This window comes from Staphylococcus sp. HMSC14C01 (assembly GCF_001808085.1).
Taxonomy (GTDB): Bacteria; Bacillota; Bacilli; order Staphylococcales; family Staphylococcaceae; genus Staphylococcus; species Staphylococcus hominis.
Genome location: NZ_KV792014.1, coordinates 1 through 21,469, shown reverse-complemented (window position 1 = coordinate 21,469; position 21,469 = coordinate 1). Strand labels below are relative to the sequence as shown.

The 21,469-nt window shown below is 32.8% G+C and carries 23 protein-coding genes and 1 other annotated feature; of the genes, 2 read left to right on the top strand and 21 right to left on the bottom strand.

All coding sequences use genetic code 11. The features are described 5' to 3' along the window. Positions 1-11 precede the first annotated feature (11 nt). The 19 genes from rplJ to HMPREF3131_RS01455 all read right to left on the bottom strand — a co-directional run bounded on the left by rplJ (position 12) and on the right by HMPREF3131_RS01455 (position 16,979). Positions 12-512, bottom strand: a complete 501-nt coding sequence (gene rplJ / locus HMPREF3131_RS01540; RefSeq protein ID WP_002449049.1) for a 50S ribosomal protein L10 — start codon at positions 510-512, stop codon at positions 12-14. 30 nt (positions 513-542) lie between these two features. Further along, positions 543-696: a sequence feature (ribosomal protein L10 leader region), on the bottom strand. Between the two features lie 128 nt (positions 697-824). Next, positions 825-1,520: a 50S ribosomal protein L1 gene (gene rplA / locus HMPREF3131_RS01535; protein ID WP_017175315.1), complete on the bottom strand. Its 696-nt coding sequence runs from the start codon at positions 1,518-1,520 to the stop codon at positions 825-827. A gap of 206 nt (positions 1,521-1,726) precedes the next feature. After that, complete coding sequence (gene rplK, locus HMPREF3131_RS01530; RefSeq protein ID WP_001832298.1) at positions 1,727-2,149, bottom strand: 50S ribosomal protein L11; 423 nt, start codon at positions 2,147-2,149, stop codon at positions 1,727-1,729. Positions 2,150-2,335: 186 nt separating this feature from the next. Further along, a complete protein-coding gene (gene nusG / locus HMPREF3131_RS01525) occupies positions 2,336-2,884 on the bottom strand; it encodes a transcription termination/antitermination protein NusG (RefSeq protein ID WP_017175314.1) in 549 nt (182 codons plus the stop codon). A gap of 17 nt (positions 2,885-2,901) precedes the next feature. Beyond that, positions 2,902-3,102: a preprotein translocase subunit SecE gene (gene secE, locus HMPREF3131_RS01520; RefSeq protein ID WP_017175313.1), complete on the bottom strand. Its 201-nt coding sequence runs from the start codon at positions 3,100-3,102 to the stop codon at positions 2,902-2,904. Between the two features lie 43 nt (positions 3,103-3,145). After that, a complete protein-coding gene (gene rpmG / locus HMPREF3131_RS10910; protein WP_049336738.1) occupies positions 3,146-3,289 on the bottom strand; it encodes a 50S ribosomal protein L33 in 144 nt (47 codons plus the stop codon). Between the two features lie 80 nt (positions 3,290-3,369). Next, on the bottom strand, positions 3,370-3,960 hold the full coding sequence (locus HMPREF3131_RS01515) for a sigma-70 family RNA polymerase sigma factor (RefSeq protein ID WP_017175312.1): 591 nt from the start codon (positions 3,958-3,960) through the stop codon (positions 3,370-3,372). Positions 3,961-4,027: 67 nt separating this feature from the next. Beyond that, the gene (locus HMPREF3131_RS01510; protein WP_049415688.1) at positions 4,028-4,558 is read right to left on the bottom strand and encodes an NYN domain-containing protein; all 531 of its coding nucleotides are present in this window, start codon (positions 4,556-4,558) and stop codon (positions 4,028-4,030) included. Then, on the bottom strand, positions 4,555-5,304 hold the full coding sequence (gene rlmB, locus HMPREF3131_RS01505; RefSeq protein ID WP_037541103.1) for a 23S rRNA (guanosine(2251)-2'-O)-methyltransferase RlmB: 750 nt from the start codon (positions 5,302-5,304) through the stop codon (positions 4,555-4,557). Before rlmB ends, HMPREF3131_RS01510 begins: the two co-directional genes overlap by 4 nt. A gap of 8 nt (positions 5,305-5,312) precedes the next feature. Beyond that, a complete protein-coding gene (locus HMPREF3131_RS01500) occupies positions 5,313-5,699 on the bottom strand; it encodes a Mini-ribonuclease 3 (protein ID WP_061544332.1) in 387 nt (128 codons plus the stop codon). Between the two features lies 1 nt (position 5,700). Continuing rightward, entirely contained in the window at positions 5,701-7,101 is a 1,401-nt protein-coding gene (gene cysS, locus HMPREF3131_RS01495; RefSeq protein WP_070436376.1) for a cysteine--tRNA ligase, read from the bottom strand. Then, a complete protein-coding gene (cysE, locus tag HMPREF3131_RS01490) occupies positions 7,085-7,714 on the bottom strand; it encodes a serine O-acetyltransferase (RefSeq protein WP_170999993.1) in 630 nt (209 codons plus the stop codon). Before cysE ends, cysS begins: the two co-directional genes overlap by 17 nt. A gap of 386 nt (positions 7,715-8,100) precedes the next feature. After that, positions 8,101-9,555 carry a glutamate--tRNA ligase gene (gene gltX, locus HMPREF3131_RS01485; protein ID WP_049382349.1) on the bottom strand — a complete coding sequence of 485 codons (1,455 nt, stop codon included), beginning with the start codon at positions 9,553-9,555 and terminating at the stop codon, positions 8,101-8,103. Positions 9,556-9,832: 277 nt separating this feature from the next. Next, entirely contained in the window at positions 9,833-10,906 is a 1,074-nt protein-coding gene (locus HMPREF3131_RS01480; RefSeq protein ID WP_070436375.1) for a PIN/TRAM domain-containing protein, read from the bottom strand. 22 nt (positions 10,907-10,928) lie between these two features. Next, positions 10,929-12,302, bottom strand: coding sequence for a DNA repair protein RadA (gene radA, locus HMPREF3131_RS01475; protein ID WP_070436374.1), 1,374 nt, complete (start codon positions 12,300-12,302; stop codon positions 10,929-10,931). 133 nt (positions 12,303-12,435) lie between these two features. Next, entirely contained in the window at positions 12,436-14,907 is a 2,472-nt protein-coding gene (locus HMPREF3131_RS01470; protein ID WP_017175303.1) for an ATP-dependent Clp protease ATP-binding subunit, read from the bottom strand. A 15-nt stretch (positions 14,908-14,922) separates the two neighbouring features. After that, positions 14,923-15,930: a protein arginine kinase gene (locus tag HMPREF3131_RS01465; protein WP_049382357.1), complete on the bottom strand. Its 1,008-nt coding sequence runs from the start codon at positions 15,928-15,930 to the stop codon at positions 14,923-14,925. Continuing rightward, positions 15,923-16,486 carry a UvrB/UvrC motif-containing protein gene (locus HMPREF3131_RS01460; protein WP_017175301.1) on the bottom strand — a complete coding sequence of 188 codons (564 nt, stop codon included), beginning with the start codon at positions 16,484-16,486 and terminating at the stop codon, positions 15,923-15,925. Before HMPREF3131_RS01460 ends, HMPREF3131_RS01465 begins: the two co-directional genes overlap by 8 nt. Before the next feature lie 31 nt (positions 16,487-16,517). Continuing rightward, positions 16,518-16,979 (bottom strand): CtsR family transcriptional regulator, encoded by a 462-nt coding sequence (locus HMPREF3131_RS01455; protein ID WP_002449017.1) that lies wholly within the window; start codon positions 16,977-16,979, stop codon positions 16,518-16,520. 153 nt (positions 16,980-17,132) lie between these two features. Between HMPREF3131_RS01455 and HMPREF3131_RS01450 the strand changes: the two genes are divergently transcribed. Beyond that, entirely contained in the window at positions 17,133-18,347 is a 1,215-nt protein-coding gene (locus HMPREF3131_RS01450; RefSeq protein ID WP_049419862.1) for a NupC/NupG family nucleoside CNT transporter, read from the top strand. 37 nt (positions 18,348-18,384) lie between these two features. On the opposite strand, the gene pdxT is transcribed toward HMPREF3131_RS01450, so the two are convergent. Beyond that, the gene (gene pdxT, locus HMPREF3131_RS01445; protein ID WP_017175299.1) at positions 18,385-18,939 is read right to left on the bottom strand and encodes a pyridoxal 5'-phosphate synthase glutaminase subunit PdxT; all 555 of its coding nucleotides are present in this window, start codon (positions 18,937-18,939) and stop codon (positions 18,385-18,387) included. Between the two features lie 3 nt (positions 18,940-18,942). After that, positions 18,943-19,830 (bottom strand): pyridoxal 5'-phosphate synthase lyase subunit PdxS, encoded by an 888-nt coding sequence (gene pdxS / locus HMPREF3131_RS01440; protein WP_070436373.1) that lies wholly within the window; start codon positions 19,828-19,830, stop codon positions 18,943-18,945. A gap of 95 nt (positions 19,831-19,925) precedes the next feature. Here pdxS and HMPREF3131_RS01435 point away from each other — a divergent pair, with 95 nt between their 5' ends. Then, a complete protein-coding gene (locus tag HMPREF3131_RS01435) occupies positions 19,926-21,296 on the top strand; it encodes a MocR-like pyridoxine biosynthesis transcription factor PdxR (RefSeq protein WP_049382347.1) in 1,371 nt (456 codons plus the stop codon). Positions 21,297-21,469 lie beyond the last annotated feature (173 nt).

Genomic DNA, 21,469 nt, shown 5'->3' with positions numbered 1-21,469 from the left:
TTTATGCGCAATTATTCAGCGCTTTCTTCTTTTTGTTCTCCAACAGCTTTAACCGCATAAGCGAAGTTGCGTACTGGAGCTTGTAATACTGATAAAAGCATAGATACAAGACCATCGTGTGAAGGTAATGAACCAACAGTTTTAACTTCTTCTGCTGAGATAACGTTACCTTCCATAACGCCTGTTTTAATTTCTAAAGCTTCATGTTCTTTAGCAAATCCTGAGATCACTTTCGCTGGAGCAACTACATCATCAGTAGTTGTAGCGATAGCTGTAGGACCAGTTAAGAATTCATCTAAGCCTTCGATACCTGCTTTTTCAGCTGCACGACGAACTAATGTGTTTTTGTATACTTTATACTCAACACCAGCTTCACGTAATTGAGCACGTAAATCAGTTACTTCCGCAACAGTTAAACCACGGTAGTCCACAATAACAGTTGAAACTGAATTTTTAAGTTGTTCAGCGATAACGTCAACTTGTTGTTTTTTAGCTTCAATAATAGCAGACATTCAGACACCTCCATTTTTATTTTTGGTGCTTTTTTAATAAAAAAAGCACTTTCTACCCACGGCAAAAAGTGCTTGAAAGATCATTATAATAATCATCACGTTCAAGTCAATTTTAGCCTCGGTAGGATATTGTTTTAAGTTAAAAATTAACTCCTACTGTCTTAGGTAAAATAATCACAATAAATAATATAACTTGTTTATTGTAATATGTCAATTGTTTTTTTGAAAAAAGACTGGAAGAAAATGTATCTTATCTTTTTCAAAATAAGCAATTATTATCTACCAGTCTATAATCTATTAATATATTTAAAATTAAAGTTTAAATGCTGAAGTATCTACTTTAACTCCAGGACCCATTGTTGTAGTTACAGCAACAGATTTGAAGTAAGTACCTTTAGCAGATGCTGGTTTAGCTTTAGCTAAAACATCTTGTAAAGCATTAAAGTTTTCAACTAATTTTTCTTCGTCGAAAGATACTTTACCAATCGTAGCATGTACGATACCTGCTTTTTCAGCACGATATTCAACTTTACCAGCTTTAATTTCTTCTACAGCTTTTTTAACGTCCATAGTTACTGTACCAGTTTTAGGGTTTGGCATTAAACCTTTAGGTCCTAATACACGACCTAATTTACCAACTTCACCCATCATGTCAGGTGTAGCTACTACTACGTCAAAGTCGAACCAACCTTGTTGGATTTTTTGAGCATATTCAGATTCACCTACGTAATCTGCGCCTGCTTCTTCTGCTTCTGTAATTTTATCACCTTTAGCGAAAACTAATACACGTTGTGATTTACCAGTACCGTTTGGTAGCACTACTGCACCACGGATTTGTTGGTCATTTTTACGTGTATCAATACCTAAACGGAATGCTACTTCAACTGATGCATCAAAGTTAGCGATACTAGTTTCTTTAGCTAATTTAATTGCTTCTTCAACACTATAGTATTTAGTACGGTCAACTTTATTAGCTGCTTCTTGATACTTTTTACCTTTTTTAGCCATTTATTGTTCCTCCTTTAGTGGTTTTAGCGGAATTTCCTCCCACGCTTACTTGTGTGATTTACACAAGTTAAGAGCAGATAACAGATGATGTCAATAATAAATATTAATTTACTAAAGACTAATCATAGACAATATATGTTGTCGTTTCTGTTACCTGCTATCGTCTATCAGTTTATTTCAAATTCAAACTAATTTTCATTTAATAATTATTGTACAGTGATACCCATACTACGTGCAGTACCTTCGATAATACGCATAGCTGCTTCTTCGTCTGCAGCGTTTAAGTCTTGCATTTTTGTTTGAGCAATTTCACGTACTTGATCTTTAGTTACTGTAGCAACTTTAGTTTTGTTTGGTTCACCAGAACCTTTTTCAACGCCAGCTGCTTTTTTAAGTAGTACTGGAGCCGGTGGAGTTTTAGTAATGAATGTAAATGAACGATCTTCATATACACTGATTTCTACCGGAATGATTAAACCTGCTTGTTCTTGTGTACGTGCATTGAATTCTTTACAGAATCCCATGATGTTCACACCTGCTTGACCTAATGCTGGACCAACTGGTGGTGCTGGGTTCGCTTTACCTGCAGGAATTTGTAATTTAACTACTTTTTCTACTTTTTTAGCCACGATGTGCACCTCCTTGATATCGTGATGTGGTCACAGGGCTCAGTTTTGCCCTCCCACTCATAAACATTTCGTGACGAAATGAGCGTTCTAAAAACGCGACCACATTATTTTAACATTAAACTTAATTAAAAATCAATAGTAAAATTTCATCTTTTTAAGCAAATCATACTTTATAATTTAAAATGATTATAATTTTTCTATTTGATCGAATTCTACTTCAACTGGTGTTTCTCTACCAAACATATCGACTAATACAGTTAATTTAAATTTATCTGCTTCGATTTCTTGAACTTCACCAACTTGATTTGCAAATGGTCCTGATTTGATGCGGACTTGTTCACCTACATCTAATTCTACATCAATTGTTTTTTCTTTAAGTCCCATTTGTTTTAAGATAAATCTCATTTCTTCAGGAAGTAATGGATTAGGTTTTGAACCTGCACCTGCTGAACCAACAAATCCTGTGACACCTGGTGTATTACGTACAACATACCATGATTCATCTGTCATAATAAGTTCTACTAAAACATACCCAGGAAATGTCTTTTTAACTTGTTTTTTTGCTTTCCCATCTTTAACTTGTGTTTCTTCCTCTTCAGGTATGACAACTCTAAAAATTTGCTCTGTCATATTCATTGATTCTACTCTTTTTTCTAAATTCTTTTTAACTTTATTTTCATATCCAGAATACGTATGCACTGCGTACCAACGCTTAGTCCCAACTTCTTCAGACATGTTGTCACTCCTTACTCTTATCTAAATAATTCAATTAAATTACCAATACCTACGTCTAATACCCAGAAAAAGACCATAAAGAAAATTACTGTAGCTACTACAATGACAGTATATTTAAAAAGTTCTTCTTTCGTAGGCCAACTTGTTTTTTCCATTTCGCTTTTAACGCCTTGGAAGAAACTTTCTTTATTCTTACTTGCGTCTTTATCTTTAGCCATAACCTTACCTCCATGCTCTTCAAAGTATATACTTATAAACTCATTACTTTGATTCTTTATGCATCGTGTGTTCATTACATCTGGAACAATATTTCTTCAGTTGTAATCTCTTAGCTGATGTTTCTTTTTTAGGTACATTATAATTTCTGCTACCACACATTTCACAAACTAAAGGTACTTTTCTCACATCAATTCACCTTTGCTCATATTAATACCAGTATACTATACATAAACTTATAATAAACTGTCAAACTCGTACTAAAATACTTAACATTTGTATTTTAATAAATATTGTTTCATTTTTATTTTACAACGTTGAATACTATTGTAAACTACTTTATCTTTTACATTTAGTCTTTTCGCTATTTCTGATGGGGAATAATCAAGTAGAAGTAAATTTGCAACTTCTCTTTCAAACATACTTAACTTCTTAAAACTATCTATCAAGTCTTCTTTACTTAATCTAGTTAAATATAGTTCTTCCGTCCTTTTTATCATTTGATTCAAACGATATTCTACTACACATTCATTGATTAACAATTGTTGACGTTGATTAAACGCATAACGTTTTCTCCAAAAATCTTTTTTTACAGAATAAACTAAACGATTTAAATAATGTTCGAATGGAACATTCGTATTAAAATTAAATGTGTGTAAAGCTAAATATATCTTTAACGAGGTATCTTGAATTAAATCTTCCAGTTCTTGATGATCTATACCTAGCATTCTAAACTTCATCATAAGTTTAGGACGTATCACATTCATTATATTTGCGAATAACTGTTCTTTCTCCAATGTATTTTGGCTATATTGAAAAGCTTTAAATATATCTTCTAGTTGTCGAAAATGATAAGTCATATACAAAACCTTTCTTTATAAGTTAGGCACATTGTATAAGACGCATCTTTTAAATATCAAGACTGTATTATTTATGTTTTTTACCATATCCTCGTCGTATTTTTTCAAATTCTGCAAGTACATCTTTTGATAACGAAATTCGAGTTCTTGGCTTACGTTCATTAAAATCATCTACTGATTTACTAACCGTCATTGCATTCTCTTTTAAATCTCGCCACATTTCTCTAGATGAAACACGATATGCACCTGCTCCAAAAATAGCATGTTGCTCGCTCATATCGCTAGTCACTACTGTAATATGTGTCGTATGTTTATTGTATAAATTATATACATAACGCTCAATATAGCTATCTGCAGTTTCTTTTTCTTTCGTAAAAACTGTTTTAACACCATGATACATGTATTCTCTTTCTATACCAGATTGTTCATATGCATCAAATACACATACAATCTCATCAGCGACAACTGCATTGTAATTGGCAATCACATCTAAGAGTTGTTCACGTGCTTCCTCTAAACTTTCTCTTGCTACTTTACTCAATTCCTTTGATTGACCAATCATATTGTAACCATCAATAATTAGATATCTATCTTTCATTGGGTGTCTCCAATTTGATGTCGTTTTCGATAGACTTCATACATCATTAAACTAGCAGCTACAGAAGCATTTAAGCTATTAACATGGCCTACCATAGGAATTTTAATATAGAAATCACATTTATCTTTAACCAATCTACTCATACCTTGCCCTTCACTACCAATTACGATAGCCAATGGCATATCAGCAGCCATATTGCGATAATCTGTAGCATTATCCGCTTCAGCTCCTGCTACCCAATATCCATTATCTTTCAGCTCATCAATTGTTTTTGATAAATTTGTAACACGCATCACTGGGACATGTTGAATCGCACCTGTTGACGCTTTTGCGACAGTTTGTGTGAGCGCAACAGAACGTCTCTTAGGGATAATAACTCCATCTACTCCACTTGCATCTGCCGTTCTAATGATCGAACCAAGATTATGTGGGTCTTCTAAACCATCTAAAATAATTATTGTAGAAAGGCCTTCTTTTTCTTTTTGAGATTGAATAAACTGATCAAAATCTGCATATTCGTATGGTGCAATCAGTGCAGCTACACCTTGATGAGGTGCATTTGCTAAATTATCTAATTTGGATTTTGGAACAGTTTGTATAATCAATTTCTGTGCTTTAGCATTTTTTAAAATATCATTAATTTGCTGCTTTCTTATTCCTTCTTGTATCCAAATTTTATTTATTGTATGACCAGACACAATTGCTTCTTTAACAGCGTGTCTACCGACAATAACGATATCTTCCACTATGTTCACTACCTTTCATCAACAATTTGTACAATCGTATCAAGTAACGCATCTAATCGTTCATTTCGATGGTCTAAATAAAGAAATCCTATAACAGCTTCTAAACCTGAACTTTTACGATACGTTTGTACATCTGTATTTTTAGCTTTCGTATAACTTTTAGCGTTACGGCCTCTTCTAACAATATCTAGTTCTTCTTCAGTAAACCATTCTTTTGTTATTAATACCTCGAGCGTTTGTGCTTGGCTTTTTGCAGACACATATTGTTTCGATACTTGGTGTAAGCGATTCGGTTTACTTTGTAATTTAAGCACAATATATTCACGTACATGCTGGTCTAATACAGCATCTCCCATATAAGCTAACGTTAATGGGTTTAATAGCTTTACATCCATATTAACCCCTTCTAAATCTTACACCTTGAGGCGTATCTTCAAGAATAATATTTTGTTCTTTTAGCATATCTCTAATTTCGTCAGCTCGAGCAAAATTTTTATTTTTACGTGCTTCATTACGTTCTTCGATAAGTTTTTCTATGTCTTCATCAAGTAATACATCATTTTCTTTTCCTTCTAATGGCACACCTAATACGTCACTAAAAATGTGATATACTTCTTTAAAGCGCTGAATTACTTTAGTAGATGTTGTATTTTCTAACACATATTTATTAGCTAATTTCGATAAATCATACCATGCAGTTACAGCATTTGCTGTATTAAAATCATCATCCATTACAGCTTCAAATTGTTTTAAAATATCATTAATTTGATCAATATAGTCTGTTTGTGTTTCTAAATCAGTTGCGATTGCTTCTCTTTCTTTAATTAATTGATAACTATTACGTATACGCTCTAATCCACTTTTAGCAGCATTTACTAATTCAACGTTATAGTTGATTGGACTTCTATAATGAACACTGATCATGAAGAAACGTAATACATCTGGATCAATTTCTTTAATAATATCGTGTACTAAAATAAAGTTACCTAATGATTTACTCATTTTTTCATTATCTATATTAATAAAACCATTATGCATCCAATAATTAGCAAAAGGCGCGTGATTGTGTGCTTCAGATTGCGCTATTTCATTTTCATGATGTGGAAATTGTAAATCTGATCCTCCTGCATGGATATCAATTGTTTTTCCCAATTCATGATAAGCCATTACAGAGCATTCAATATGCCATCCTGGACGTCCTTGTCCAAATGGGCTCTCCCAACTAATTTCTCCAGGTTTTGCCTTTTTCCATAGCGTAAAGTCCAATGCATCCTCTTTTTGTTCACCTGCTTCTATACGAGCGCCAACTTTTAAATCATCAATAGACTGATGACTTAATTTACCATATCCATCAAATTTACGGGTTCTAAAATACACATCTCCATTACTTTCATATGCATAACCTTCATCTACAAGTTGTTTAATGAAGTCAATGATTTTATCCATATGATTCATTACTCGCGGATTAGATGTCGCTCTTTTAACATTAAGTGCCCCTACATCTTCATAGAATGCCTTGATATATCGATCAGCAATTTCTGGCACACTTTCATTTAATTCTTTAGACCGATTAATGAGTTTATCATCTACATCAGTAAAATTAGATACGTAATCAACCGTATAGCCTTTATATTCAAAATATCGACGTACCACGTCATAATTAATTGCTGGACGGGCATTACCAATATGAATGTAATTATACACTGTAGGTCCACATACATACATTTTTACCTTACCAGGCTCAATAGGCTTAAACACCTCTTTTTGACGTGTTAAAGTATTATATAATGTAATCATCTTTAATCTCTCCATTCTTAGCTTTTTCCAATTGTCGTTCTAGTTGCTTAATTTGTTCAAATAAAGGGTCAGGCAAATTACGATGATCAAATGTTTTCCCAATTCGTTTTCCTTCTTGTTTAACAATATGACCTGGAATGCCTACAACTGTTGTATAACTTGGCACAGATTGTAAGACTACTGAATTCGCACCAATATTAACATTAGAATTAATTTGGATATTTCCTAAAACTTTTGATCCTGCTGCAATTAAAACATTATCTCCAATATCTGGATGACGCTTTCCTTTTTGTTTACCTGTACCACCAAGTGTCACGCCTTGATAAATAGTTACGTTATCTCCAATCGTACATGTTTCACCAATGACTACACCCATACCATGATCAATAAATAGACGTTTTCCGATTTTTGCTCCAGGATGAATTTCAATTCCTGTAAAAAAGCGAGATACTTGTGAAATCATTCTCGCCAAAACGTAGTGTTTTTTATTATATAATTTATGTGCAATTAAGTGACTCCATACCGCATGCAAGCCTGCATAAGTTGTGATTACTTCAAATGTTGTACGTGCTGCAGGGTCTTGTTCAAATACCATTTTTACATCATCTTTCATTCTTTTTATCAAGACGCTCGCCTCCCCATTTTCTATATATTATGAATATCTTACAGTCCATGTATAATAATTCAAATATTTAAAAAAAGCGCCCCTAACATTAACTGCTAGAGGCGCTATTGCACGGTTCCACTCTTCATTTTAGATAAAGTAAGTTGATGAACATACTAGTCTACCTTATCATACTCATTTCTATATTTAATTGAACATTCAAAGGTGCATTCGATATAGATAATGATATGCTCACAGCAACCGCATACTCTCTAACAACATTATCGTATATTTACTAATCCTTTAACTAACATATGTTTAATTTTATCATAAGAAGTTTTTTATAAAATTTCAAGTTTAAACATGTGTGTCTGACTTATTATATTAACATTGTTTTAAACATATTTTTTTAAACGCGATAGTACTTTTTCTTTTCCTAATACTTCAATTGTATTCGGTAATTCAGGACCATGCATTTGACCAGTCACTGCTACACGAATAGGCATAAATAATTGTTTACCTTTAATACCCGTTTCTTTTTGTACTTCTTTAATCGTTTTTTTAATTTCAGCAGCTTCAAATGGTTCAAGCGCTTCTAATTTACCATATAAATGAGACATTAATTCAGGAACTTGTTCGCCATTTAATACCTCTTGTTCTTCTTCACCTAATTCAGGCATATCATGGAAGAACATTTCTGATAACGGAACAATTTCTCCTGCATAACTCATTTCTTTTTGATAAAGACCAATTAATTTGCGTCCCCATTCTTTATCTTCTTCACTTGGATTTTCAGGAATTAAATTTGCTTTGATCAAGTGTGGTAAAGCAAGCTCAAATACTGTTTCTGTATCTTTTGTTTTCATATATTGGTTGTTAACCCAAGCTAATTTTTGTCTATCAAACATTGCTGGAGATTTAGAAAGACGTTGTTCATCAAAAATCTTAATAAATTCTTCTTTAGAAAAGATCTCATCTTCACCTTCAGGAGACCAACCGAGTAAAGCAATAAAATTGAATAACGCTTCAGGTAAATAACCTAAATCACGATATTGCTCGATAAATTGTAAAATTTGGCCATCTCGTTTACTTAATTTTTTACGTTGTTCATTTACAATTAATGACATATGCGCAAAACGTGGTGATTCCCAACCAAATGCTTCATAAATCATTAATTGCTTAGGTGTATTTGATACATGATCATCTCCACGAATAACATCAGAAATTTCCATATAGTGATCATCTACTGCTACCGCGAAATTATACGTAGGGACGCCATCTTTTTTCACGATAACCCAATCTCCAATATTATTAGAGTCAAAAGAAATTTCTCCTTTAACCATATCATCAAATGTATATGTTTTATCTTTTGGAACACGGAAACGAATAGCGGGTTTGCGTCCTTCAACTTCAAATTGTTGACGTTGTTCTTCAGTTAGATGTGCATGTTTACCGCCATATCGTGGCATTTCTCCACGAGCAATTTGAGCTTCACGTTCTTCTTCTAATTCTTCTTCAGTCATGTAACATTTGTATGCTTTATCTTCATCTAATAATTGTTGAATAAGTGGATTATAGATGTCTGCACGTTCAGACTGACGATAAGGACCATGACCTTTGTCTTTATCGATAGATTCATCCCAATCTAAGCCTAACCATTTTAAGTTATCAAATTGTGAAGATTCTCCATCTTCAAGATTTCTTTTACTATCTGTATCTTCAATACGTACTACAAAATCTCCATCATAATGTTTAGCAAATAAATAATTAAATAATGCAGTTCTTGCATTTCCGATGTGTAAATATCCAGTTGGACTTGGCGCATATCTTACTCTTACGCGTTCACTCATTCGTTTCACTCCTAATTTTGTTATTCATTCTTTATAGCGAATGATTTCTTTCATTAGAAAAAAGTTATCCCAAACAATCTTTAAAGAATCGTTTTTGAATAACTTTAACTTCTAATCTATACTTAGATCAACTTCGCATTTCCTTATTATTGTAGCATTAATTGGCTGGTTTGATAAGTCTATTGCTGTTGTTGTTACGTTACTCATCAATATCTCATAGCGAAAAATGTTATACAATAATTTATAAATGAATACGTTTCACATGAAACCCTTTTCTCTATTCACTTAAGGACTCCTCTATAGTCTTAGCAAATATAATACGACCAGATGATGTTTGTAATAAACTAATGACTTCTAATTCAACCTGTTTACCTATAAGAGATTTGGCATGATCTACAACTACCATTGTTCCATCATCTAGATATCCTACCCCTTGGCCAGGTTCTTTACCCATTTTAGTTAATAAAATATTAAGTCGGTCACCTTGATGAACATTGGGTTTAATTGCTTCTGACAAATCATTAACATTTAATGCAGTAATCCCTTGAACATGACATACCTTATTCAAGTTGAAATCGGTTGTAATGACATGAGCATGATAAACTTGAGCTAATTCAACTAACAGTTTGTCAATATCACTATGAGATTTTTGAGGATGAATCACACGAGTTGGATAGTCTAAATCATAAAGTTGATTTAAAATATCTAATCCACGTTGTCCTTTTTCACGTTTGATACTATCATTAGCATCTGCAACTACTTGTAATTCATTTATAACTCCTTGAGGAATAAGAATTTCTCCATCTATAAATCCGCATTTAATAATATCTAAAATTCTTCCATCAATAATTGCACTTGTATCTAACAGTTTAGGTATGGCGCTGATATTATTTTTAGACATTGAACGTGCTATATTTTCTGGCAAAAACATAAGCATTTCATCACGCTTTTTCAAACCAAACTGGAATCCTAAATAACATAATAATAATGTAATAATAATAGGCACAAGGTGATTTAATATAGAATTTCCTATCATTTCTAAAATAAATGAAACCATTACTGAAATAAATAAACCAACGACTAATCCTAGTGTAGCAAACAAAATTTCAACTGCACTACGTTGCATAATCCACATTTCAGCTTCTTTAAGTAATCGTGTTACTTTATTAATAAATAACCCAAATATTAGAAAGAATACAATCATCCCTATTAAACCATCAACATAATGATTAGTATAAATGGGATGGTTGTTAATACCTAAATCATTTAAAATTTCTGGAATTAACATGATTCCAAATGATGCACCAAGAATGATGTAGATTATAATAATAATTCCTTTTAATACCTTCATACGTTATCACCCCTTTAAATGCCTATGATGAGCGATTACTAAACGCATATGTTAAGGCATCATGTACCGTTGTCACACCAACGACCTGAACACCTTCTGGGAATGTCCATCCACCTATATTCGTTTGGGGAATAATCACTCTCTTAAATCCTAGTTTTGCCGCTTCTTGTACACGTTGCTCGATACGCGATACTCGTCTTACCTCACCAGTTAATCCCACTTCACCAATATAACAATCCAAACCATCTACGGCTTTATCTTTAAAACTTGAAGCAGTCGCTACAATAATACTTAAATCTACAGCCGGTTCAGTAAGTCTCACTCCACCCGCTACTTTAATGTAAGCATCTTGTTGTTGTAAAAGATAATTTTCTTTTTTCTCTAAAACAGCCATAAGTAAGCTAAGTCGATTGTGGTCGATGCCTGTGGCCATTCGTCTTGGATTATTAAATGTAGTAGGTGTTACTAGAGATTGCACCTCAATCAATAGTGGTCGTGTGCCTTCCATAGTAGCCACAATTGTTGATCCTGGAACATTTGTAGAGCGTTCTTCTAAAAACATTTCTGAAGGGTTTTGTACCCCTTTCAAACCACTTTGTTTCATTTCAAAAATACCCATTTCATTTGTTGAACCAAAACGATTTTTAACTGCTCTTAGAATTCGATAAGCATGGTGTTCATCACCTTCGAAGTATAAAACTGTATCTACCATATGTTCTAATAGTCTTGGACCAGCAATTTGCCCTTCTTTTGTTACGTGACCTACTATAAAAGTTGCGATATTCATTTGTTTTGCAATATTCATTAAACTTTGTGTACTTTCTCGAACTTGTGATACTGAGCCAGGTGCTGAACTAATCTCAGGATGATAAATCGTTTGAATTGAATCGACAACAAGTATGTCTGGGCGCTCTTGTTCCACGGTTTGATGAATAACTTCTAAATCTGTTTCAGCTAGTACATTTAAATTACTAGAGTCTTCCTCTAGACGATCTGCACGCAATTTCGTTTGATTTAGTGATTCTTCACCCGTGATATAAAGTACATTAAGTTTCTGTGATAACGATGCACAAATCTGTAATAATAATGTAGATTTCCCAATACCCGGGTCGCCGCCAATCAGTACGAGTGATCCACTAACAATTCCACCACCAAGTACACGATTAAATTCTTTAGAGTCCGTTTGAACTCTCGGTGTTGTCTCATGCTTAATACTATTTAATTTCTGTACTTTTGCTTGTGTCTCTTTTGCTTTTACGCCATGCTTTGGATTGGAAGTCTTTTCAATAATTTCCTCCATTTGATTCCAAGCACCACAATTCGGACATTTTCCCATCCATTTAGGAGACTGATATCCACAAGCCATACATTCGAAAATTACTTTTTTCTTGGCCAAAACTGCACCTCCGATTTTTTTGAACATATCTATTTTATATGTATCCAGTTATAATGACAAATTTAAATATATATATAAATGAAAAGAAGAGTCTAGGATTTAATGACTCCTAGACTCTGAATTTAAGCTCTTTTTATTCTTCTGTTGCTGGTTCTTTTGTATCTTCTATATTATTTTCTTGTTTATCATGGATATCATATTTGAATTCATTACCATCATGATCAATTGTGACTTCTTTTCCTTCAATTTGATTACCATCAAGTATCAATTCACTTAAATTATCTTCAACTGTTTTTTGAATTGCTCTAATTAATGGACGAGCACCGTATTCTGGATCATATCCTTCTTCGGCAATTTTTTCTTTAGCTTTATCAGTAACTACAATATTAATATCTTGTTCTGATAAACGTTTTGTTAATTTATTTACCATCATAGTCACAATTTCTTTAAGTTCATCTTTTGTTAATTTATGGAAAACAATAATATCATCTACACGGTTTAAGAACTCAGGACGGAATGAATTTTTAAGTTCTTTCATCATAGTTCTACGAATTGTTTCATAATCTTGTCCTTCAGATGCACCACCGAATCCAGCGAAACGTTGATCTTGTAGTTCTTGTGCTCCTACATTTGATGTCATAATAATAACAGTATTACGGAAATCAACTTGACGCCCTTTTGTATCAGTTAGATGTCCATCATCAAGTACTTGTAATAAGATATTAAACACATCTGGATGCGCTTTTTCAATTTCATCAAATAGGATAACAGAATATGGCTTACGTCTAACTTTTTCAGTTAATTGACCACCATCATCATGGCCTACATAACCTGGAGGCGCTCCAACTAAACGACTCACAGCATGTTTCTCCATAAATTCACTCATATCAACACGTATCATTGCGTCTTCTTCACCAAACATTGATTCAGCTAATGCACGTGCAAGTTCTGTTTTACCTACACCAGTTGGTCCTAAGAAAATGAAACTACCGATTGGACGTTTAGGATCTTTTAGGCCTGCACGTGCACGACGAACTGCTTTACTAATAGAAGTTACAGCATCGTTTTGTCCAATTACTCGATCATGTAATGTTTCTTCTAAATTAAGCAAACGATCTGACTCTGTTTCATTAATTCTAGTTAATGGAATCCCTGTCCATCCTGCAATAACTTCAGCAATATCTTCTTTAGATAATGATGTTGATTGTCCGCCTTGAGATGTCTTCCATTCATTTTTAGCATCTTCATATTGTTTTTCAAGTTTTGATTGTTTATCTCTTAAGTTAGCTGCATTTTCAAATTCTTGTGCATGGACGGCAGCATCTTTTTCATTTTTAACTTTTTCAATTTCTTGTTCAATCTCTTTTAAATTATTTGGAGTTGTGTGACTTTTTAGTCTCACTTTTGAACTTGCTTCATCAATCAAATCAATTGCTTTATCTGGTAGGAAACGATCAGATACATAACGGTTACTTAATTTAGCAGCCGCTTCCAGTGCTTCATCAGAAATATTAATACGATGATGAGCTTCGTAGCGATCACGTAAACCTTTTAGAATAGCAACAGTATCTTCTACAGAAGGTTCATCAACTTGAATAGGTTGGAAACGACGTTCTAATGCAGCATCTTTTTCGATGTTTTTACGATATTCATCTAATGTTGTTGCACCAATGCATTGTAATTCACCACGCGCTAACGCTGGTTTTAAAATATTAGATGCATCAATTGCACCTTCTGCGCCACCAGCACCAACTAGTGTATGCAATTCATCAATGAATAAAATGACATTACCTGCATGATGGATTTCATCCATGACTTTTTTCAAACGTTCTTCGAATTCACCACGATATTTAGTACCTGCCACGACTGTTCCCATATCTAGTGACATTACACGTTTATTTTTTAGCGTTTCTGGCACTTCATTATTTACAATAGCTTGTGCAAGACCTTCAGCAATGGCTGTTTTACCTACACCTGGTTCACCAATAAGTACAGGGTTATTTTTAGTTCTACGACTTAATACTTCAATAACACGTGTAATTTCTTTATCTCTACCCACAACTGGATCTAACGTACCGTCTTTAGCAATAACTGTTAAGTCTCGTGCTAGTCCATCCAATGTAGGAGTGTTGTTTGATTTATTTGCAGTTGCATTTTTAGTATTCATTTCAGGACTACCTAATGCTTTCACTACTTGTGCACGTGCTTTTGTAATATTCAAATCTAAGTTAGCAAATACACGTGCTGCTACTCCTTCATTTTCACGAATTAAACCTAATAAAATATGTTCTGTACCTACAAAATTATGATGCAATTTTCTTGCCTCATCCATTGATAGTTCAATGACTTTTTTAGCTCTTGGTGTATAGTGCAACGTACCAGAATGTTCTTGACCATGACCGATTAATTTTTCAACTTCTTCAATAACTTTATCTTCAGTAATATTAAAACTTTCAAGTACTTTAGCAGCAATACCTTCTGGTTCTTTCATTAATCCAAGTAGTAAGTGCTCAGTACCAATGTTCGAATGATTTAAACGAATTGCTTCTTCTTGTGCATGTGCTAATACACGTTGTGCGCGTTCAGTTAATCTACCAAATAACATATCGTTTACAACCTCCTAATTTGTATGTTTTCTTAATATATTTGCCCGTTTTTCATTTACAGATACGTTTTCATCTTCATCATTATATAAAAACGCAGATTGGATACTTACCATTAATTCATTAAACTTAAAGTTACTTAAATTTAAATATCCTAAATCTATGCCTAACTTAATTTCACTTAATCTATATGACGCTTCTTCCATTGATATCATACGGCTATTTTGTAATATTCCTAACGAACGATAAATACGGTCAAGCGTTTCTAATTCACTATATTGTGTCAAACGTTCACGAATTTGCATTTCTTCATTAATAATTTGTTGAACTACTTCTGTCAGCTGGTCAATAATATCTTCTTCTGTCTTACCTAATGTAAGTTGATTTGAAATTTGATAAATATGACCATAAACTTGTGAACCCTCTCCATATATACCTCGAATCGTAAATCCAAAACGATTAATTGTTTGTGCAATACGATTCATACGTTTCATTATAGATAATCCAGGTAAATGAAGCATCACACTTGCTCGCATTCCAGTCCCAATATTTGTAGGACAAGTAGTTAAATAACCTAAATCTTCATCGAAACTAATTTCTAATTGTTCATCAAGAATATCATCAATTTCTGAAGCTTTTTGATATAAATCTGTCAGAGATAAATCATTACCCATTGCTTGAATTCGTACATGATCTTCTTCATTAATCATAATACTCAAAGATTCATCGTCATTTAATAACACCGCTGAAGCAGGTTGTTTAATCAATTCTTTACTAATAAGATGTTTAGCCACTAACTTCATCTTACTTTGTTGGTCCATGGTATCTAAACGCATTAAAGATAAATTAGGTAGTGCATCTTGCACTTCATTGATTACTCTAAAACCTGCTTGTTCAGATGGAAACATTAAAGGATGAACATGATTTTCTAAATTACGTGCTAAACGAATACGCGAAGACATTACAATGGGAGATTCATCTGTTTCTTTCATCCATTCACTAATATGTGCACCCATATCATTCATCATGCTCCATCTCGCTTTCATGTTTCAAGGCTTTAATTTCATCTCTAATGACAGCTGCTTCTTCAAATTTTTGCTTTTCAATTAATATATTTAAGTAATTCGTTTTTTCTTCAATTTGTTTTTTTATTGCCAGTTTATGATGTGAAGAACGAGGCATCTTGCCTACATGTTCAAATTGTCCACCTTGTACTCGTCTTACAATATCAACAATATCCTCTTTAAATACTGCATAGCAATTTGCACATCCAAATTTACCTACATGAGCTATATCTTTCAATGTCATATTACATGTAGGACATCGTTTTTCTTCTTGAAATGCTACTTCATGAAAATTTAATCCGTGTTTAGTTGCTAAATGTTGTAAGATTTGTTTGACTACAAAGGCTTCTTCAATATCATCTTGAAACTCTGAATGTGACGCAGCATGTTCTTGTTGATTCCAAGGTTGCTCTCCTTGCGCACATTCTGAACACACCCACTTTTCAGAGGTACCATCTTTACTTTTTACTGTGAGTTTAACCTCTGCTTCATTTAAATGACAATTTTCGCAAAGCACACATAGACACCTCGCATTTCTTTATTATTTATTAATAGTAATTAATGATAGGTAATAATCGTTTGAGAATATTTGCTCTAATAATATCTCTAGAAACAACATCCATTGATAGTGTTTCACGATCAATAATCACTTGAATCATTCTTGCTTCTCTATCACTAATTAATCCTTTATCTAACAAACCATCAATTATATAATATGCTTGCTGTTGAGATATAGAAGGACCAATTAATTGCAATAGATGATTAATATAACCCGTTGCATCTTTATTTTCAATTTTTGTGATTCGGATATATCCTCCTCCACCACGTTTACTTTCTATTTCATAACCATGTTCATTTGTAAATCTCGTTTTAATAACATAGTTGAGTTGAGAAGGCACACAATCGAAACGTTGAGCAATATTAGCTCTTTGAATTTCTACCATATCTTCATTACTTTCTTCAAATAATTGTTTAATGTATTGTTCAATGATGTCAGACATGTTGTGCATGATTTACCACCCCTTTTGACCTTCTTTGACTATATTATATGACCAACTTTGACCTTTTTCAACCAATTTGTTTTTTTATTTAAAAATATTAATGTTACTTCTATTATTTTATTGTATTATATAAGATAAAGAGAATTTTAAAGGAGTAGAATTATGCATATTCTTATTGGGATCATTGGGATTATTGTCTTTTTAGCGCTGGCATTTTTATTTAGTTCAGATAAAAAGAATGTTCGTTGGCATTATGTTGGATTATTATTAATTATTCAACTTATATTCGCATTTATTCTTTTGAAAACGACTGCTGGTATTACAATTATTGGTGGTATTTCAAATGGATTTAACTATTTGTTACAAAAAGCTGCTGAAGGGGTTAATTTTGTTTTTGGAGGATTTAAATTTGTAGATCCAAAAAATCCACCATTCTTCTTTAGTGTCTTATTACCAATCGTATTTATTTCGGCATTAATTGGTATTTTACAATATACTAGAATTCTTCCATGGATTATTAATGTGTTAGGGTTCTTAATCTCTAAAATTAATGGTATGGGGCGTTTAGAATCATATAATGCAGTAGCAGCTGCGATTCTTGGCCAATCTGAAGTATTTATTTCATTAAAACAACAATTACCATATATACCTAAACAACGTTTATATACTTTAACTGCTTCTGCAATGTCTACTGTATCTGCATCTATTATCGGTGCATATTTTACATTGATTGAACCTAAATACGTTGTTACAGCGGTTGTATTAAACTTATTTGGTGGCTTCATTATTGCTTCTATTATTAACCCTTATACAGTTAATGAAGAAGATGATAAATTGCTAGTGGATGAATCAGAAACTAAAAAACAATCATTTTTTGAAATGTTAGGTGAATATATTTTAGATGGTTTCAAAGTAGCAGTTATCGTTGGTGCAATGTTAATTGGCTACATTGCAATCATTGCTTTATTAAATGGCCTTGTAAGTGGTATTTTTAGTTTAATTTCTGGCGGAGCAATCAAATGGGATTTCCAAACGTTAATTGGTTTTGTGTTTGCGCCATTTGCTTTCTTAGCAGGTGTTCCTTGGCAGGATGCAGTTAAATCAGGTTCTGTGATGGCAACAAAATTATTATCTAATGAATTTGTTGCTATGCAATCACTTGGAAGCTTGAAGGATATTTCTGAACATGCAAAAGGTATTACGTCTGTATTTCTAGTTTCATTTGCTAACTTTAGTTCTATTGGTATCATTTCTGGTGCGATTAAATCACTTAACTCTGAAAAAGGTGATGTCGTAGCACGTTTTGGTATTAAGTTATTATTCGGTGCAACACTTGTATCATTTATTTCAGCTGCTATCGCTGGATTCTTCATTTAATAAGAAAAAGCTTGAGACTTTAATCTCAAGCTTTTTTTTATTTAACTATATGTTCAATAAAATACTGAGTTATACGATAATCATCTGTTAATTCTGGATGGAAAGACACACCTAGGTATTTCCCTTGCTTAACAGCTACTATTTTATCACTAATAGAACTTAATATTTCTACATTATTTTCTACACTAACAATATGTGGTGCTCTTATAAAGACACCTTCTATATCTTTTGCAATACCTTTAACATCTAACTCAGCTTCAAAACTATCTACTTGTCTACCAAAGGAATTACGCGCAACAGTAATATCTAATTTTTTTAGATATCCTGTCTCACCTTCTACATCTTTTGCAAGCACAATAAGACCTGCGCAAGTTCCAAACATTGGTAAATCAGATTGTTGTAATTTTTCTTTAAAGCCATATAAATCCATAAGTCTTCTTAAAGTTGTAGATTCACCACCAGGGAGAATAAGACCATCAATTTCATCTAATTGTTCAACTTTCTTAACTGCTATACCTTCGTGACCACTTAATTCAATGTGACGAATATGTTCACGTACTGCACCTTGTAACGCTAATACACCAATCTTCATAAATTACCAACCACGCTCTTGCATACGTTCTTCTAATGAGATTTTATTTATATCTAAACCTTTCATTGCAGTTCCTAATTCAGCTGCTAATTTTCCAATTAATTCATAATCTTGATAATGAGTTGTAGCTTGAACAATAGCTTTTGCAAATTTTTCTGGAGCTTCAGATTTAAAAATACCTGAACCCACAAATACCCCATCAGCACCTAATTCCATCATTAAGGCAGCATCTTGAGGTGTTGCTACACCACCCGCTGCAAAGTTTACTACTGGTAAACGACCTTCTTCTTTAATTTGTTTTAATACATTATATGGTGCACCTAATTCTTTGGCATAAGTCATAATTTCATCGTCATTCATTACAGTTAGACAACTAACCTCAGAATTAACTTTTCTCATGTGACGTACAGCTTCTACAATATTACCTGTTCCAGGTTCTCCTTTAGTACGTAACATCGCTGCACCTTCGCCAATACGTCGTGCTGCTTCACCTAAATTACGGCAACCACAAACAAATGGTACAGTAAATTGATCTTTTCTTAAATGAAATTCTTCATCTGCAGGAGTAAGAACTTCAGATTCATCAATATAGTCTACACCCATAGCTTCTAATACACGTGCTTCTGTAATATGACCAATACGTGCTTTAGCCATTACTGGAATTGAAACAGCATTCATTACTTCTTCAACAATTTTAGGATTGGCACTACGTGCTACACCACCAGCTGCTCTAATATCAGATGGTACGCGTTCTAAGGCCATAACTGCTACTGCTCCAGCTTCCTCTGCGATTCTAGCTTGTTCAGCATTCACAACATCCATAATGACGCCGCCTTTTTGCATTTCAGCCATACCGCGTTTAACTCTTTCAGATCCTACAATTTTAGACATTTATAAAACCCCTTTTCAATTGATTAAATCCATTTTAAAATATAAACTGATGTTTAAAAAGGTACAATTTTAATAAAAAATTAGGGGTCAGATTTATGACGAAGAAAAAATCATTATATATTTCTTTATATGAAAAGCTAAAAAAACAAATTATTGAAGGTGTATATGAATCAAACGATAAATTTCCATCTAAAAGACAGTTGAGTCAACATTTATCACTTAGTCATACTACAATTGAGCATGCCTATCAGTTACTTTTAGATGAAGGATTTATATACTCAAAACCACGTTCAGGTTATTATGTTTCAGAAATTCAATCATTACCAGTAACAAATAGTTATCCTGAAATAAGTGATATATTAGAAACTGATAAGACTACACAGAAAAATACGTATCAGTATCAATTCAATTTAGCTGAAATTGATGCTGAACATTTTCCTAGCCATTTATTTAAAAGGTATGCTAAAGAAGTATTTGAAGAAGATCAACTTGCCCTTTTGAGTAAAGGAAGCGTTCAGGGAGAATTTAACTTAAGACAGCAAATTTCTCATTATTTATTTAATAGTAGAGGAGTATCTTGTCATCCAGATCAAATCATAATTGGCTCTTCAACTGAACAATTATTAAATATGGTCACTGATTTATTAAAAGATTCATCATTTATTATAGAACAACCTAGTTATCCACCAATTAAACATGTACTGGATAAGCATAGAATAAGTTATACACAAGCTAGAGTAGAAAAAGATGGAATTAATATCGATGAAGTCTTTCAAAAAAATAATGATATTTTATATATCACACCATCTCATCAATTTCCAACAGGATATGTGATGAGTTTAAAGAAGCGCACACAACTTATAAAATGGGCACAACAAAAGAAAGAACGATATATTATTGAAGATGATTATGATTCAGAATTTAGATATTTCGGAAAACCTATTCCAGCATTACAGAATTTAGATAAAAAACAAAAAGTAATATATATTAGTACATTTTCGAAATCGCTTTATCCAAGTTGTCGTATGGCATACATTGTCTTACCAAATAAACTGCTAAAATTATTCCGAGAGATGAAATATGTTGAAAGCAATACTGTGCCTGTACATCTACAACATATGGTAGCACAATTTATGGCAACTGGTAGCTTTGAACGTCATCTTAATAAAATGAGAAGAATATATAAAAATAAATTAACTTTTATTTTAGAAAAACTAACACCATATAAAGGACAATTGAAAATTGAAGGCGCACTAACAGGAATGCACTTCACACTTGTAGTTAAAAATAATTTAACATTAAATGAATGCATAAAAAGAACGAAAAAATGCAATCTTAAATTAACGCCTTATCCTTATAGCAACAAAAAAGCACAACCTCCTACCTTCTTAATTGGCTTTGGAGGTATCCCAGAAGAAAAATTAGAGAAGCATGTTAATGCGCTTATTAAAGCACTTACTGTTTAAATAGAAGAAATAAGTTCTGACTCATTTTGGATTGGTAGTCATTGAACGTGAACTTTTTTAAGAAGTCACTATGCTAGCAATCCTTAGTGTATATTCATTTAGTCATCTTTTAATTAGTTATATATAGATATATATTTTAAAATAAAAAAAGAGACCTCACGGTCTCAATATCA

Bases quoted from the DNA above. Each gene is read 5' to 3' on its own strand.
- HMPREF3131_RS01500 (WP_061544332.1), bottom strand. From the start codon at position 5,699: ATGGATGTAAAGCTATTAAACCCATTAACGTTAGCTTATATGGGAGAT.
- pdxS (WP_070436373.1), bottom strand. From the start codon at position 19,830: ATGTCTAAAATTGTAGGATCTGAAAGAGTTAAACGCGGTATGGCTGAA.
- pdxT (WP_017175299.1), bottom strand. From the start codon at position 18,939: ATGAAGATTGGTGTATTAGCGTTACAAGGTGCAGTACGTGAACATATT.
- rplA (WP_017175315.1), bottom strand. From the start codon at position 1,520: ATGGCTAAAAAAGGTAAAAAGTATCAAGAAGCAGCTAATAAAGTTGAC.
- rplJ (WP_002449049.1), bottom strand. From the start codon at position 512: ATGTCTGCTATTATTGAAGCTAAAAAACAACAAGTTGACGTTATCGCT.
- cysE (WP_170999993.1), bottom strand. From the start codon at position 7,714: ATGAAAGATGATGTAAAAATGGTATTTGAACAAGACCCTGCAGCACGT.
- HMPREF3131_RS01455 (WP_002449017.1), bottom strand. From the start codon at position 16,979: ATGCACAACATGTCTGACATCATTGAACAATACATTAAACAATTATTT.
- HMPREF3131_RS01465 (WP_049382357.1), bottom strand. From the start codon at position 15,930: ATGAATGATATGGGTGCACATATTAGTGAATGGATGAAAGAAACAGAT.
- gltX (WP_049382349.1), bottom strand. From the start codon at position 9,555: ATGAGTGAACGCGTAAGAGTAAGATATGCGCCAAGTCCAACTGGATAT.
- HMPREF3131_RS01515 (WP_017175312.1), bottom strand. From the start codon at position 3,960: ATGACTTATCATTTTCGACAACTAGAAGATATATTTAAAGCTTTTCAA.
- HMPREF3131_RS01470 (WP_017175303.1), bottom strand. From the start codon at position 14,907: ATGTTATTTGGTAGATTAACTGAACGCGCACAACGTGTATTAGCACAT.
- HMPREF3131_RS01510 (WP_049415688.1), bottom strand. From the start codon at position 4,558: ATGAAAGATAGATATCTAATTATTGATGGTTACAATATGATTGGTCAA.
- nusG (WP_017175314.1), bottom strand. From the start codon at position 2,884: ATGTCTGAAGAAGTTGGGACTAAGCGTTGGTACGCAGTGCATACGTAT.
- secE (WP_017175313.1), bottom strand. From the start codon at position 3,102: ATGGCTAAAGATAAAGACGCAAGTAAGAATAAAGAAAGTTTCTTCCAA.
- cysS (WP_070436376.1), bottom strand. From the start codon at position 7,101: ATGATTACATTATATAATACTTTAACACGTCAAAAAGAGGTGTTTAAG.
- HMPREF3131_RS01435 (WP_049382347.1), top strand. From the start codon at position 19,926: ATGACGAAGAAAAAATCATTATATATTTCTTTATATGAAAAGCTAAAA.
- HMPREF3131_RS01450 (WP_049419862.1), top strand. From the start codon at position 17,133: ATGCATATTCTTATTGGGATCATTGGGATTATTGTCTTTTTAGCGCTG.
- HMPREF3131_RS01480 (WP_070436375.1), bottom strand. From the start codon at position 10,906: ATGAAGGTATTAAAAGGAATTATTATTATAATCTACATCATTCTTGGT.